This is a genomic window from Corynebacterium sp., assembly GCF_022712275.1.
In the GTDB taxonomy this organism is placed as follows: Bacteria; Actinomycetota; Actinomycetes; order Mycobacteriales; family Mycobacteriaceae; genus Corynebacterium.
The window spans coordinates 49489-64021 of sequence record NZ_JALAGU010000008.1 but is presented as its reverse complement, the minus strand read 5'-3'; the positions used below and the strand labels follow the sequence as shown (position 1 = coordinate 64021).

Annotated in this window: 12 protein-coding genes and 1 riboswitch; of the genes, 8 read left to right on the top strand and 4 right to left on the bottom strand. The window is 68.2% G+C overall.

Annotated elements, in window-relative coordinates; all coding sequences use genetic code 11:
• Window positions 1-5: 5 nt before the first annotated feature.
• The 3 genes from Q0A27_RS01115 to mutM are packed head-to-tail and all read left to right on the top strand — an operon-like array spanning window position 6 to window position 2225.
• Window positions 6-602 carry a YceD family protein gene (locus Q0A27_RS01115; protein ID WP_291473242.1) on the top strand — a complete coding sequence of 199 codons (597 nt, stop codon included), beginning with the start codon at window positions 6-8 and terminating at the stop codon, window positions 600-602.
• Window positions 602-1345, top strand: coding sequence for a ribonuclease III (gene rnc, locus Q0A27_RS01110; protein WP_291473241.1), 744 nt, complete (start codon window positions 602-604; stop codon window positions 1343-1345). Before Q0A27_RS01115 ends, rnc begins: the two co-directional genes overlap by 1 nt.
• A 7-nt stretch (window positions 1346-1352) precedes the next feature.
• Window positions 1353-2225: a bifunctional DNA-formamidopyrimidine glycosylase/DNA-(apurinic or apyrimidinic site) lyase gene (gene mutM, locus Q0A27_RS01105; protein WP_291473240.1), complete on the top strand. Its 873-nt coding sequence runs from the start codon at window positions 1353-1355 to the stop codon at window positions 2223-2225.
• Window positions 2226-2232: 7 nt separating this feature from the next.
• Here the strand turns inward: mutM and Q0A27_RS01100 are convergent, their stop codons facing one another.
• The 3 genes from Q0A27_RS01100 to Q0A27_RS01090 form a co-directional block, all read right to left on the bottom strand.
• A complete protein-coding gene (locus tag Q0A27_RS01100; RefSeq protein WP_291473239.1) occupies window positions 2233-2673 on the bottom strand; it encodes a VOC family protein in 441 nt (146 codons plus the stop codon).
• 84 nt (window positions 2674-2757) lie between these two features.
• On the bottom strand, window positions 2758-3072 hold the full coding sequence (locus Q0A27_RS01095; RefSeq protein ID WP_014010248.1) for a multidrug efflux SMR transporter: 315 nt from the start codon (window positions 3070-3072) through the stop codon (window positions 2758-2760).
• 14 nt (window positions 3073-3086) lie between these two features.
• Window positions 3087-3157: riboswitch (guanidine-III (ykkC-III) riboswitch) on the bottom strand.
• Between the two features lie 107 nt (window positions 3158-3264).
• Window positions 3265-3684, bottom strand: coding sequence for a hypothetical protein (locus tag Q0A27_RS01090; RefSeq protein ID WP_291473238.1), 420 nt, complete (start codon window positions 3682-3684; stop codon window positions 3265-3267).
• Between the two features lie 66 nt (window positions 3685-3750).
• Here Q0A27_RS01090 and Q0A27_RS01085 point away from each other — a divergent pair, with 66 nt between their 5' ends.
• Window positions 3751-5253 (top strand): sodium:alanine symporter family protein, encoded by a 1503-nt coding sequence (locus tag Q0A27_RS01085; protein WP_291473237.1) that lies wholly within the window; start codon window positions 3751-3753, stop codon window positions 5251-5253.
• A 26-nt stretch (window positions 5254-5279) separates the two neighbouring features.
• Here Q0A27_RS01085 and Q0A27_RS01080 read toward each other — a convergent pair whose 3' ends face one another.
• A complete protein-coding gene (locus tag Q0A27_RS01080; protein WP_291473236.1) occupies window positions 5280-5543 on the bottom strand; it encodes a hypothetical protein in 264 nt (87 codons plus the stop codon).
• 158 nt (window positions 5544-5701) lie between these two features.
• Here Q0A27_RS01080 and Q0A27_RS01075 point away from each other — a divergent pair, with 158 nt between their 5' ends.
• From Q0A27_RS01075 to Q0A27_RS01060, 4 genes are all read left to right on the top strand, one after another.
• Window positions 5702-6037 (top strand): acylphosphatase, encoded by a 336-nt coding sequence (locus tag Q0A27_RS01075; RefSeq protein ID WP_291473235.1) that lies wholly within the window; start codon window positions 5702-5704, stop codon window positions 6035-6037.
• A 201-nt stretch (window positions 6038-6238) separates the two neighbouring features.
• Window positions 6239-7132 (top strand): tyrosine-protein phosphatase, encoded by an 894-nt coding sequence (locus tag Q0A27_RS01070; RefSeq protein WP_291473234.1) that lies wholly within the window; start codon window positions 6239-6241, stop codon window positions 7130-7132.
• 87 nt (window positions 7133-7219) lie between these two features.
• Window positions 7220-10756, top strand: coding sequence for a chromosome segregation protein SMC (smc, locus tag Q0A27_RS01065; RefSeq protein WP_291473233.1), 3537 nt, complete (start codon window positions 7220-7222; stop codon window positions 10754-10756).
• Window positions 10757-10767: 11 nt separating this feature from the next.
• A complete protein-coding gene (locus tag Q0A27_RS01060) occupies window positions 10768-14481 on the top strand; it encodes a hypothetical protein (protein WP_291473232.1) in 3714 nt (1237 codons plus the stop codon).
• Window positions 14482-14533: the final 52 nt, after the last annotated feature.

Below are 14533 nucleotides of genomic sequence, written 5' to 3'. Positions count from 1 at the left end.
ACAAGGTGAGTACGAATCCCTTCCAGCTTGAAGTCCGTGAGGTCCTCCGGTCCACCGGAATGCCTCAGCACCTGACCACCACCGGCCCCGCACCGGTCCGCCTCGGCGGTGAGATGCTCGGTGTCACCGAGGGATCGCCGATCGAGGTCGACGCCGACGTGTCGAACCTGGGGGAGTCCCTGCTGGTGGACGCCACCGTCCACGGCCAGGCCACCGGCCAGTGCTCCCGCTGCCTGGCGGAACTCGATGAGCCGTTGTCGGTGCACATCAGCGACGTCTTCGGCCTCAACGCCGACTTCATCACCCGTGACGGTGTCGCCGGGGGCGAGACCGAGGACGACGATGATTTCGAGCCGCTGCTCGTCCAGGACGACATGGTCGACATCACCCAGCTGGTGCTCGACGAGGTGGGCCTGAACCTGCCGTTCAACCCGGTGTGCGAGGACTACGGTCACGAGTGCGCCGAGGACACCCCCGCTCCCGACGGCATCTCCGAGGAGCAGGCGGCTGCCCCGGACACCCGGTGGGCGGGCCTGGCCGGCAAGCTCGACGAGATCGCCGACGAGGCAGGCTCCGACGACAGTGAAGACGGGAAGAACTGATGTCGCGTAAGCGTCGCCTGACCGGCGAAGCCGCACTGGAAGCGGCATTCTCGAAGACCGACCATGCCCCGCTGCTTGCGGCGTGGGGTGTGGAACTGTCCGACGGGATGCTGCGTCTGGCACTGTCGCACCGTTCCTTCGCCAACGAGAACGGCAACCTGCCGAACAATGAGCGGCTCGAGTTTCTCGGGGACGCCGTCCTCGGTCTCTCCGTCGCCGAGCAGCTCTACCGGCAGTTCCCGGACCGTTCCGAGTCCGACATCTCCAAGATGCGCGCCGGTGTGGTCAACATGTACGCCCTGGCTGAGGTGGCCCGGGAGCTGGGCATGGGTGCAAATATCCTGCTCGGACGCGGCGAGGAGATGACCGGCGGTGCCGACAAGCACTCCATCCTCGCCGACTCGGTGGAGGCCATGCTCGGCGCGATCTACCTGGAGTGCGGCTTCGAGGTCGCCCGTGCCACGGTGCTGCGCATCTTCGAGCGCAAGATCACCACCGCCCCGTCCACCGGTCTCACCATGGACTGGAAGACCGTGCTGCTGGAGAAGATGTCCGACCTGAGGATCTCCGGGGACCCGGTGTACGCCTCCGACGTCAAGGGGCCGGACCACGACCAGACCTTCAGCGCGACCGTCTCCTTTGACGGTGAGGTGCGCGGCACGGGGACCGGGCACACGAAGAAGGAGGCGGAGCACCATGCCGCCCGTGAAGCCTACCGCATGCTCAGTGGGCTGAACGGCTGAGTCGCCGGTGCCTGAGCTTCCTGAGGTCGAGGTCGTCCGCAGCGGTCTGGCCGAGCACATCACCGGTGCGACCATCATCGGCACCGAAGTGCTTCACCCACGCGCGGTACGTGGCCAGCCCGGCGGTGCCGCGGCCCTGGAAGCGGGTCTGGAGGACGCCAGGATCACCGCTCTCCGACGGCGGGGCAAGTACTTCTGGATCGACCTGGAGTACCCGCGTGTGGCTGAGGGGGCAGGACAGGGTTCAGGACGTTGCCTCCTGGTCCACCTCGGTATGTCCGGGCAGATGCTGCTCGGCGAGCCGGGCCAGGTGACCTCACCGCATCTGCGGATCCGGTCACTGCTGGTCACAGACACCGGGAGAGAACTGGAGCTCAGCTTCGTCGACCAGCGGACCTTCGGCCGCTGGGAGCTCAACGCCCCGGGGGTGACCGACCCGGTGCCGCATATCGCCGTGGATCCGCTGGACGCGGCCTTCGATACCGCGCACACCGCCCGCGTCATCCGGAAGAAGCGCTCCGAGATCAAGCGTGTCCTGCTGGACCAGACCGTGGTCTCCGGAATCGGGAACATCTACGCCGACGAAGCACTGTGGGCGGCACAGGTGCATCCGCGGAAGAAGGCGACCGCGATGCGTCAGGCCGATGTCGTGGCCCTGCTGGACGCCGCCGCTGAGGTGATGACCCGGGCCCTGGCCGCGGGCGGGACCTCCTTCGATGACCTCTACGTCAACGTCAACGGGGCGTCCGGGTACTTCTCCCGGTCGCTCAACGTCTACGGACGCGAGGGCGAGCCGTGTCCTCGGTGCGGGACGCCCGTTGTCCGGGAACAGTGGACCAACCGGTCCTCGCACTACTGCCCGGAGTGTCAGCGGCGCTGAGCCGCAGCTAGTCGAAGAACACCGAGCCGTCGTCGGCGATGTACCAGCCCGGGTTGTGGGCGATCTCCCAGATGACGCCGTTCGGGTCTGCCGCGTGGCCGTGGAAGACTCCGCCGAATGGGCCTTCCTGGGCCGGCGTGAGGATCGTTCCACCTGCCGCCTCGAACGCGGCGAGCGTGTCCGTGACACTGTCCCGGTCAGGTACGTTGTGGGCCAGCGTGACACCGCTGACGGCACTGCCACCGCCGCTCGCCCGGTCACGGAGAAGGTCCTCGTCGAACTTCCCGGCGTCGAACAGTCCGAGCAGCAGCCCCGGGGCGATCTGGAAGAAGATGATCTCGCCCGGCTCGTCATGTGCCATGGGCCACCCCAGCCCATCGTGGTAGAACCTCCGTGCCGCGTCGAGGTCGGGAGTTGCGAGCGTGAGGAAGTGCAGGCGTGGTTCCATGGACCGAGTCTGACAGGTGCCTGTCCCGGTGCCAACCACCCGGCGAATCTCTTCCGGGGCTCCGGCAGTGGTAGGAGGCGCCGGTCAGCTGACGAGCTTCAGCCCGATCACGCCGCCGATGATGACCGTGAGGAACAGGATCCGCAGTGCAGTGACCGGTTCTTCGCCGGTCGTCATCGCCCAGGCCACGGTGCACACTGCACCGACCGCCACCCATACCGCGTAGGCGGTGCCGGTCGGCAGATCCCGCATCGACCACGCGAGACCGCCCATGCTGACGACCAGTGCGGAGAAGAACACGACAGTCGGCCAGAGGCGGGAGAGTCCGTCGGAACGCCCGAGCGCGGTCGCCCAGACCGCCTCGAAGACACCGGAGACAACGAGAATGAACCATGACATGGCAGCCACGACCTTTCGTGGCCGTCTTGTCGTCGTCCGGGTACGGCTCCCTCGTCCGGCGGTGAACGTCTCTGGTCACCGTCGCCTCCAGTAATAGCACACGGTACCGGTGGACCTTGGGCGAGCAACCTCCCGGAACCTGTGCTCAGACTGACCCAGGGGAACGCGGCGGATTGACTGGTCGACAATCGCCTACCGCGTGTAGCGAAGGAGCACCACGCCGCCGGAGAACGCCCTGCTTTCTGCGAGGGTGAGGTCGAGCAGTGTCGAGAGTTCACGGATCTGCCCGGCAAGGTCGTCCCCACCACGCAGGACGGTGGTGCCCTCCCAGTCCGGATCCTCGAGACTGCAGGAGACGACATATTTCCCGACGCGGTCGAGATGGTCGGTGACGCCGGTCCTGTCGTCGACCTGTCCCGGCCAGAACTCCTGCATCTCCTCGAACGTGATGCGTCCGACGAGGAAACCGTCTGAGGCGGCCGCGTGGTCCTGAGTGACTCCGGCCAGTTCTCGCCCCTGCTCGTCGTTGTCGGTGGGGTCGAACCAGGTGCCGTCAATCTCGACGACACCGTACGGGGTGATGTCCTCGGTGATGATGAGCCGACGTGTCACGGAGCCTACCAGCGGCGACAGTCGCTGCCGAGCGCCCCGGCGTCCCCTACCGTAAAGTCGCCCGACATGGCGGATTTCATCACCTCACTAAATGACTCCTACTGGGGCGTCGTTGTCTGGATCCTCGTCGGTGCCGGTGTCTACTTCGGTATCCGAACGATCGTGGTCCAGATCCGGCTGCTGCCCCATATGTTCGGTGCGGTGACTGAGCCACCGTCCCAGGATGACGACATCCTGGCGCAAGGTGCCGCGGCCCATGCCGGGGAGAAGGGCACCAAGGCCCCGGAAAAGAGCATCTCGCCGTTCAAGGCGTTCACGATCTCCGCGGCGTCCCGCGTCGGTACCGGCAATGTGGCCGGCGTGGCTGTCGCGATCACCCTCGGTGGCCCCGGTGCGGTGTTCTGGATGTGGATGATCGCCATCCTCGGCGGTGCCACCGCCTTCATCGAGGCGACGCTGGCCCAGCTCTACAAGACCCGTGACTACGCCGCCAACGCCTACCGTGGCGGCCCGGCGTACTACATGACCCGTGGACTCAACGCGAAGTGGCTGGCGGTGATCTTCGGCGTGGTCATCACGATCACCTTCGGATTCATCAACAACGCCCTGCAGACCAACTCCATCGTCAGCTCCGTCGCCACCTCGGTCGACAGCGACACCACCACGATGAAGGTCGTCATCGGTGTCGCCGTCGCTCTGCTCACCGCGATGATCGTCTTCGGTGGTGTCCAGCGCATCGCGTCCTTCACCCAGATCTTCGTGCCGTTCATGGCGATCGCCTACATCCTGCTCGGGCTGCTGGTGATCGGGATGAACATCTCCGAGATCCCCTCAGTTGTCGGGGACATCATCGGCGGGGCATTCGGGTTCAAGGAGTTCGCCGGCGCGACTGTCGGTGCCGCGTTCATGAACGGCATGCGTCGCGGTCTGTTCTCCAACGAGGCAGGTCAGGGTTCCGCCCCGAACGCTGCCGGTACCGCCGCGGCGTCCCACCCATGCAAGCAGGGCCTGGTGCAGACCCTCGGCGTCTATTTCGACACCCTCGTCGTCTGCTCGGTGACCGCCTTCATCATCCTGCTGTCCAATCCGACCTTCGGAACCGATGTCGAGGGGGCGAAGCTGACGCAGGATTCGATGGCGGCCCAGGTCGGTGACTGGGGCACGCACGCGGTGACGTTGATCCTGTTCTTCCTCGCCTTCTCCTCGGTCATCGGCAACTACTACCTCGCCCAGTCGAATGTGGAGTACTTCACGAAGAACCCGGTGGTCATGCTTGTCTTCCGGTCGCTGGTGGTGATCTGCGTCTTCCTCGGCGCGATCGTCGATGTGCCGGTCATCTGGGCGCTAGCGGACACGGGGGCGGCGACGATGGTGGTGCTCAACCTCTGTGCGCTGATCCCGCTGTGTCCGGTGGTGCTCAAGCTGCTGCGGAACTACAGCCTCCAGAAGAGGGAGGGCAAGGACCCGGTGTTCCGCCGGTCCATGATCCCGGGCCTGAAGAATGTCGAGTGCTGGGACGACAAGGACGACTCCTTCGAGGCCGTGGGAACGGTCGGACTGCGTATCTGATCAGGGCAGTTGATCAGGGCAGTTGATCAGGGCAGTTGATCAGGGCACTGTGTGGACGCCGTCTCATCGTCGGTGTTGAGGTGGCTGTAGCGGAAGCTCAGCGTGTCGTCGGCCCGGGTACCGACGAGGAACCCCCGGCGGACCTCGCCACCGGCGTACTCGGCCCAGATTTCACCGTCGGCCTCGTGGTAGTGGAAGACGGTGGTGGGGCGGATCTCACCGCCCTCGGCCTGGGCGGCGGCCGTGAAGCGGCGGTCATCAAGTGAGGGGAGGGGGTTGGTGTTCTGCACGGGGACGACACTAACGGCGGTGGCGAACCCAGGGGTACGGATGCGGAATATCGCACCCACCTCCAACTTGCCAATAGAAAGTGTCCAGTTCGTGGCGGTCGATGTTGCAGGCGAGGTGCGATATCCGACAGTCGCCCGACTGGATTAGACTCGGCGGCATGACTGACCAGGCCGATCCCGCCCGACCCGCCGAACCCGCCGAACCCGCCGACCTCGCCGCGTCCCCCGTCCGCCTCACCGCGTGGGTCCACGGGCACGTCCAGGGCGTCGGCTTCCGCTGGGCGACCCGGACGAGGGCCCTGTCACTCGGGCTTGTCGGGTTCGCGTCGAACTACCCGGACGGCCGCGTCCTCGTCGTCGCCGAAGGGCGTGAGGACTCCACCGACACTCTGCTGGCCTGGCTGCGTTCCGGCGACACGCCTGGCTGCGTCGACACCGTGGTGGACTCCGTGACCGGCCCACGCGGCGGCTACGAGGGATTCGGGACCCGGTGAGAGCCTGACAGTTCACCTGAACGTCACCTCGCCGCCGCTGCGGGGGAAGCTCCGCGCCTCTTTCGGGTGCGAGGGTGTTCGATGGTCGCCGCACGGGTGACCGTCCGTGGCAGTCTCCGACCCAGAAAGTCCATCATGACCTCCCCCCTTCCTTCCCGGTTCCCCCGTATTCTTCCAACCAAACGACGTACCGCTCGGACGGTGCTCACCGGCGTGGTTGCCACTGGTGCCCTGGCACTCAGCGGGTGTCAGTCTGACGGAGATGCCGTCGGAGCGGCAGCGGCAGCATCAGAGACAGTGGAGGCGGATGGGTCGGTTACACCTGTTGTCCTGGACACTCCTCGGCTTTCCTCTGCCGACAACTTCCGCGACGTCGCCGGTATCACTGAGGCATACGCGGCCGGTGACGCGACACTTCGGCCCGGTGTCGTCTACCGGTCCAATGTACTTGACCTTTCTGATGCGGACCTGTCCACCGTGGAGAGTCTCGGGGTGGGAACCGTCATTGATCTGCGTACCTCGGAAGAGATCGCGGAGACACCGGACCGGGTTCCCGCGGGCGCCGAGTACAGGAATATCAATATCCTGGGAGACACGGAGAATGCGGCCAATCAGCAATCTGACCTGGACTTGTCGACTCCGGAGAAGGCAAGGGAGATGCTCCGGCAGGCGAACGTCCAGTTCGTCGAAGACGCCACGATGCGTGAAGGCATCGGCAAGGTGATCACCGCCGTCGCTGAGTCGGATGGGCCGGTGCTCTTCCACTGCACCGCCGGTAAGGACCGGGCGGGTTGGGTCGCGGCAGTGCTGCAACTCGCGTCAGGAGTGTCGAGGGAGGATGTGATTGCCAACTACACCGCGACGAATGACTACACCAGAGATCGTGTGGCAGCCACCGTCGACCAGATTGAGGCACACAAGGGTGACGCGGAGGCCGCATCGTATCGCGTGCTCCTCGGTGTCAGTCCGGACTTTCTTGAGGCGGGGCTAGACGCCATGGACGCGCAGTACGGAGGAATCGACCGCTATCTGACCGATGGGCTCAACCTCGGTGACGAGACAGTGGATGCTCTACGGGACAAGCTTGTGGCCTGACCGGGAACGCGGAACGGGCAGGTAGGATGGCATAGTCATCATCTGTTCTGTACTGCCTCGCGAACACCGAAAGCCCCGACCTGCCCCATGCACCTGAAGTCACTGACCCTCAAGGGGTTCAAGTCCTTCGCCTCGGCGACGACCCTGAAGTTCGAGCCGGGGATCTGTGGCGTCGTCGGGCCCAACGGCTCCGGCAAGTCCAATGTCGTCGACGCGCTGGCCTGGGTGATGGGGGAGCAGGGTGCGAAGACCCTGCGTGGCGGCAAGATGGAGGACGTCATCTTCGCCGGCGCCGGTGACCGTAAAGCCCTCGGCCGTGCCGAGGTCACGCTGACCATCGACAACTCCGACGGGGCACTGCCCATCGACTACTCCGAGGTGTCCGTCACCCGACGGATGTTCCGCGACGGGGCGTCCGAGTACGAGATCAACGGGGCGAAGGCCCGGCTGATGGACATCCAGGAACTGCTCTCGGACTCCGGCATCGGCCGCGAGATGCACGTCATCGTCGGCCAGGGGCGCCTCTCCCAGATCCTCGAGTCCCGGCCCGAGGAACGTCGCGCCTACATCGAGGAAGCGGCCGGCGTCCTCAAGCACCGCCGCCGCAAGGAGAAGGCGCAGCGCAAGCTCGTCTCTATGCAGGGCAACCTCGACCGCCTCCACGACCTCACCGAAGAGCTCGCCAAGCAGCTCAAGCCACTGGCCCGGCAGGCCGAGGCCGCACAGAAGGCCGAGCGGGTCCAGGCCACCATCCGCGACAACCGGCTGCTGCTCGCCGCCGACAAGGTCCGCCGGCTCACCGACCAGCTCACCGAAGCGGACGCCGAACTCTCCGTCCTCACCGCCGACACCGACGCGGTGCGCGTCGAGCTGGAGGAGTACTCCGGGGAACTCGCGGTCACCGAGGAGGAACTGCGCACCGCCCTGGAGGACGCCGAATCCGCCAGGAACCTCTGGTTCACCCTCTCGACCATCGCGGAGAAGAACGCCGCGACCCTGCGTATCGCCGCCGACCGTGCCTCCGAGTCCGGTATGTCGGACACCTGGACCGGCACCGACCCCGATGACCTGATCGCCCGTGCCGAGGCCGCCGAGGAGGAGCAGGCGACCCTCGACGAGGAAGTGGAGATCGCCACCGAGCGGCTCAGCGAGGTCCGCGAGGAGGTCGAGGACCGGGCCGAGGCCGCCCGCGAGGCGGAGCACGAACATCTCGCCCAGGTCCGCGCCATCGCCGACCGTCGGGAAGGCATCGTGCGCTTGCTCGCCCAGCAGGACGCCCTGGAACAGCGCCGCTCCGCGCTCGACAACGAGATCGCCCGACTCGAGCAGACCGTCGCCGAGCACCGCGAGTCCATCGAGGAGACCACCGGTGCCGAAGTCGCCGAGGCGGTCGAGGCACTCGATGAGATCGAGGCTGCCGGGGAAGGACTGGCAGAGGCTGCGACACGGGCCGCCGAGGAATCCACCGGTGCCGAGACCCGCGTCACCGAACTGCGGAAGACCGAGCGCGAGCTGGAGAAGAAGCTCGCCACCCTCGACGCCCGCATCGACGGCTGGCGCGACCGGCTGCGTCCCACCGACGGCGGGGCGGTGGCGGTGAAGACCGCCAGGCAGCTCGGTCACGCCGAACCCCGCCCGCTGGCCGGTCTGGTCACCGTCAACCACGGCTGGGCCGCCGCCGTCGCCGCCGTCCTGCCCGAGGGGCTGGTCGGCTCCGCGGACCGGGAGGCCGTCGCCGCGGTCGTCGCCGCCCTGGTGGACGCCGGGGAGGGACGCACCACCCTGGTCCGCGCGACCGGCGAGGGCTCGGACGGTTCACCCTGGCGGTTGGACTCCCAGGCGCTGGCGGAGGTCTCCGGGGCAACCTGGTTGCTTGACCACCTCGACATCGCCGCCGAGGTCGTCACACCGGTCACGTCACTGCTCGTCGATGTCGTCGCGGTGGATTCGGTGGACGCCGGACGCGCCGTCGTCACCGCCGATCCCCGGCTGCGCGCGGTGACCAGGGACGGCGTCCTGCTGGGTACCGGCTGGATCGCGGCCGGTTCCGGTGGGGCCACCCCGGTCGAGCTGTCGACCCGTATCACCGAGGCCACCGTCGAGGTCGATGACCTGCGCAGTGAACTCGGTGACCTGCAGGCCTCACTACGCGGGGCGGAGCAGACCGCCGAGGAACTGCGCACCGCCGCCGCGTCCGCCAAGGCCGCCGTCCGGGACCATGAGGGACGCCTGGCTGCGGCGAAACGGCGCGCCGAGGCGTCCTCCCGGGCAGCCGAGCAGGCCGGACGCCTGCTCGCCCGGGCGACCGCTGACCGCGATGAGGCTGAACAGCGACGCGAAAAGCTCGCCGCAGAGGCCGACGAGGTCGCCGACCGGCTCGCCCGCGTCGGCTCCGAGGACACCGGCGAGGAACCTTCCACCGCCGAGCGGGACTCCACCGCCCAGGCGCTGACCCAGACCCGGGCCATGGAGATGGAGGCACGCCTGGCACTGCGCACCGCCGAGGAACGGGCCGGGTCCCACCGCGGCCGGGCCGAGGGGCTGCGCCGGCAGGCCCGCCAGGAAGCGTCCGCCCGCGAACAGTTCGAACGTGCGGCGGCGAGACGCCGGGCCGCCCGGGAGCGCGCCGGCGTGGTGCACGCCCAGGCGCAGCGCGTCGACCTGCGGCTGAAGGACGCCCTGAACCGGGCGGCAGAGTCCCGCACCCGGACCGCGGAAGCGCACCGGCAGTGGCAGGAGACCCTTGCACGCAGTAAGGACAAGGTCAACACCTTGACCCTGCGGCTCAACCACCTCACCGACAAGTCCCACCAGGCCGAGATCGCCCGCTCCCAGGCGCAGCTGCGCCTCGAGCAGGCCCTCGACCAGGCCATGGACCAGCTCGGCATGACGGCACCCCAGCTGCTCGCCGAGGCACCCGGCGAGGACTTCGACCGGGATGTCGCGGCGAAGGAACTCGCCGCCGCCGAGAAGTCCCTGCGCAACCTCGGCAAGGTCAACCCCCTGGCCCTCGAGGAGTTCTCCGCGCTGGAGGAACGTCACCGCTTCCTCGCCACCCAGCTCGACGATGTCGAGCGTGCCCGCGCCGACCTGGAGGACGTCATCCGGGACGTGGACTCCACCATCCTCCAGTTGTTCACCGACGCGTGGACCGATGTCGAGGCGGAGTTCCCACGGGTCTTCGACACCCTCTTCCCGGGTGGCGCCGGACGCCTGATCCTCACCGACCCCTCCGACATGCTCACCACCGGTATCGAGGTCGAGGCCCGTCCGCCGGGCAAGAAGGTCAAGCGGCTGTCGCTGCTGTCCGGTGGCGAGAAGTCGCTGACGGCCCTGGCGCTGCTGGTGGCGATCTTCCGCGCCCGACCCAGCCCCTTCTACGTCATGGACGAGGTCGAAGCCGCCCTCGACGACGTGAACCTGCGCCGCCTCATCGCCCTGTTCCTGGAGCTCAGGCGCGATTCCCAGCTCATCGTCATCACCCACCAGAAGCCGACGATGGACATCGCCAATGTGCTCTACGGTGTGACGATGCGCGGCGACGGGGTGACCCGCGTCATCTCCCAGCGCATGCACCCGATGGAGGCCGTGCCCGATGACGCGGTGGTCGTCGAGACCCCTTAGAATGGGTCGTCGTGAGTGCACCGAGCCCAATTGCAGACCTGTCCGATTCCCTCCTTGCCTGGGCCTCGAGCACCGAGGTGGATCTCGCCCGTCGTCTCGGCGAGCTCCCCGGTGACCCCGCCATCTTCGTCCGCCTCGACATCAACGGCGACGAACTCGAACGGCTCACCACCTTCTACGGCACCTTCCTGTCCCGGCAGATCGACGCAGGCGGGGATGAGGCGGCGCTGCTGGCCACCTGCCCGGCACTGACCGCCTCCACCCTCCTGTTCCGTGCCGCACGGCTGAACACCGTCGCGGAACTCTCCGCCGAGTTCTGGTCCGGTCTCGGACTGGAACCCACCCCGGAGCGCATCGCCCTGGTCAGCCCCGACACCTACGCCGATCTGCTCACCGCCGCCGGCCTTGACCCGGTGGACATCGCCGCGACCGGATCCGACGGTGAGACCGGCCGACTGTTCGCCCACATCGGTCTGGCCACCGACTGGATCCCCGAGCTCATCGAGCTCATCGACACCCGACGTCTCGACGGCATCGCCGAGGAGGACGCGGACGCCGAAGCAGCTGCCGTGGCCGCTGTCCTGGCGACCGAGTCGCTGCAGGCCGGCCCGATGTGTGCGGTACTGCCCGCACTGGCCGCCGACCTCATCGCCCCGGTCGTGCGCGTCGTCCGCTATGTCGCCGAACACCCCGGTCACTGGCGGCACGGCCTGGAGGCAGACGCCGTGGACGGCGTCCCGCCGCTGATCCTCGAGGACGTCATCGAGGAACTCTCCGAGCGTCCCGCGGGTACCACCGCCCGGCGTCACCGTGTCGGTGTCGGTTCCCGTGAAGACCGGCCGCGTCTGGCCCTCGACCTGGCCCGCCAGCGCACCGTACTGCGTCTGCCCGAGGTCCCCCTGGCGGAGGACGGTGACGGTGAGGTCCGCTGGCACGTCGACATCGAGGGCCGTCCGGCCGGATTCCGTACCCGTCGCGCCGATGTCCCAGGCAGTGCCGTCACCGGTATCCTCGACATCCCGGTGCGCCATCCGGTCCGCGAGATCGGCGTCCGCGATCTGACCCACGACGACTCCTGGGTCGTCAACGGGGTCGACGAGACCGACCCGGCGCTCGTCTTCACCCGGCGTGGCAAGGACCTCACCGACCGGGTGTCCCTGCACCATGACCGCGTCCTCGTCGTCTGCCCGGCGGACGCCACCGCCGTCGACGCCGTCCGTGACGTGCCGCTTCCCGTGATCGCCGAACGTCCCGTCAAGACGTGGGACGGCTGGGTGATCCGTGACATCGACCTGGCGGACGCCGTCTCCCTGCACATCGACCGACCCGGGGTGGCACGCCCGGCGATGGGGAAGATCCGGTGCGTCGACCCCCGTCAGCGCGTCGTCTTCCACGAGCCCGACGATCCGGCCCCCGGTGTGCGCTCCCTCGGTGGACTGCCGGTGCACACCGAGAGCCTGCAGGCAGTGTTCCCGCCGACTGTCTCCGGGGCCCCGGAGATCTGGTTCCTGTCGGTGAGTTCCTGGGCGGGCCCCGACGAGACCGGCGAAGAGGTCACCGAGGAGGAGCCGCTGGAAGTCCCGGCCGAAGGTGGCCTGTTCGATGTCTTCGACCCGGAGGCCTACGACACCCCCTGGGTGGGTGAGTACCTGGTCCGCATGCGCGGCCCGCGCAACGAGTCCTTCCGCCACGAGTACGCCATCGTCGAAGGTCTCCAGGTCGAGGCACCCGAATCGCCGCGCCTGGCCCGTCTCACCGGCCTGTCTCCGGTGACCGTGAACTTCCGCGGCGGCGACAAGCCGCTGATCATCGCCGGTTCCGTGGATCTGGGGCCGGGGGAGAAGCAGGTCCAGGTCATCGCCGAGACCGACGCCGGCGACGCCCTGCCGTTGGTCGTCGAACCGCCGCGGCTGCGCTACCAGCTGCCGCTCATCGGCGAGGACCCGATGTGGCGCACCGAGTCCATGGTGCTCTCCGCGGACGCCGTGGACACCACCACCCGGTTCCGGATCCGCCCCGGTCTGCCCGTCGAAAAGCCCGTGCTGGTCATCCGCGACCACCACGGTAGCGCGGTGCGGACCCTGCGTCTCGGGACCGTTGACGCCGTGACCTGGTCCATCTCCCTCAAGCCGCTGGCGGGGTCGCTGGCGATGCTGCGCGAAGGCTCCTGCGAGCTGGAGTTCATCGCCGACGGCCGGAAGCACTCGGTGCGCCTGGCGTCCTTCACCCCCTCGGTGGAACGGACCGCCGAGCTCGTCGACGGTGTGCTGACGGTGACTCCGACGCCGGTCGCCCTGACCGACCGGCCCGTCGGCGCATGGGTGTGGCAACTCACCGCACCGTGGCAGTCCGCGGTCACCGTCATGTTCGCCGAGGGCGGCGCGACGGCCACGGTGCCGGCGGAGTTCTGCGACGCCGGCCCACTGAAGGTGCAGCTGTTCGCCGGTGACCGGTTCAGCGGCCTGCACGCCCCGGCGACGCCCGGGCCTGCGGCGATCCGTGTCGAGGCCCCCGGCCACGCGCGTCCCGACGAGGACGGCCCGTGGACCCGGCTGTCCGCCTTCCTCGCGGGTGAATCCGACGAGGCCCCCGACGACATCGACGTCCTCACGACCCTGTGGGATGTGCTGGCCGGCTGGCTGTCCGGTGGAGCGCCGGACGCCGCGGGCGAGTCCATGCGTGCCGCCCTGTCCCGCCACCCGCGGGAGTCACTGCGGGCGATGTCCCGGTCGCTGGTGCCCTCCACGGACCGGCCGGCGCAGTTCATCCTCTCCGGCCTGGTCCACGCACCGCTGCGCACCGACGAGGCCGACCCGAATCCTGGTGTCGCCTGGATCGCTGCCCTGGAGATCCTCGGTGAGCTGGCCGCCACCGACGACGAGGACACCGCCGCGCGTCGCGAGATCGGCCAGCGGCTGACCACCGTCGGTGGTGCCGAGCTGGCCCGTACCGTCGAATCCGGTCGCGACGCGACCCTGGAGACCTCCTGCATCGACGCGACGACGGTGCAGATCGCCCAGCTCTCCCCGGAGCAGCAGGAGGCGGTCCTCGGTGCCTTCTTCGCCGGCTCGAAGGTGGTGCCCGGCGCGCTGTCGGAGGAGAACTCGAGGCTCATCGCCGTCTTCGAGACCTTCCGTCAGCGGGAGGAGCTCAATGAGATCCTGGCTGATCCGGAGCTGCTGCGGGTCGCTCTGACGCTGCTGCGTCGGATCCGTCAGACCAACCGTCAGCTGTTCACCTCGGCGCGGGTGCGCTTCGACAAGCTGGACAACGTCGACACCGACAACCCGGACAACCGGTGGGCTCTGGCTCCGGTGATCAGCATGATCCTGGCGATGGCCGCGCGCCTGCGCGCCCATGGTCGCCTGGGTGCGCCCGGTCAGCTGACCTCGGCGTATGTGGGGTGGGCGCAGCTGGCGCGCATCGTCCCGGACCTCATCACCGGTGACCTCGTCGCCGCCGACGCCATGGTGCTCGGTGTCTTCGGACCGGACGATCCGGAGTCGGACGCGTCGGACGCTGCAGACGCTGCAGAAGCTGCGGAGGGTGCAGACGCTGCGGAGGGTGCCGAGGCAGCTTTGAGTGCCGCTGATGTGGTGGACGCCGCGTCCGCGTCCTCAGACGGTGCCGGGGAGGCTGCCGCAGGGCGCGTCGCCCGCCAGCCGCGTGGTCCGCGTCAGCCGCGCACCCCGCGTGAGCCGAGGACGCCCCGCGGGCGGGCCTGATTCTCTGAGAGCCTGCAGGGTGGGAGTGCCGGGTGGGATTGCTGGGGCGGCG

Bases quoted from the DNA above. Each gene is read 5' to 3' on its own strand.
- rnc (WP_291473241.1), top strand. From the start codon at position 602: ATGTCGCGTAAGCGTCGCCTGACCGGCGAAGCCGCACTGGAAGCGGCA.
- Q0A27_RS01075 (WP_291473235.1), top strand. From the start codon at position 5,702: ATGACTGACCAGGCCGATCCCGCCCGACCCGCCGAACCCGCCGAACCC.
- Q0A27_RS01100 (WP_291473239.1), bottom strand. From the start codon at position 2,673: ATGGAACCACGCCTGCACTTCCTCACGCTCGCAACTCCCGACCTCGAC.
- Q0A27_RS01085 (WP_291473237.1), top strand. From the start codon at position 3,751: ATGGCGGATTTCATCACCTCACTAAATGACTCCTACTGGGGCGTCGTT.
- Q0A27_RS01095 (WP_014010248.1), bottom strand. From the start codon at position 3,072: ATGTCATGGTTCATTCTCGTTGTCTCCGGTGTCTTCGAGGCGGTCTGG.
- smc (WP_291473233.1), top strand. From the start codon at position 7,220: ATGCACCTGAAGTCACTGACCCTCAAGGGGTTCAAGTCCTTCGCCTCG.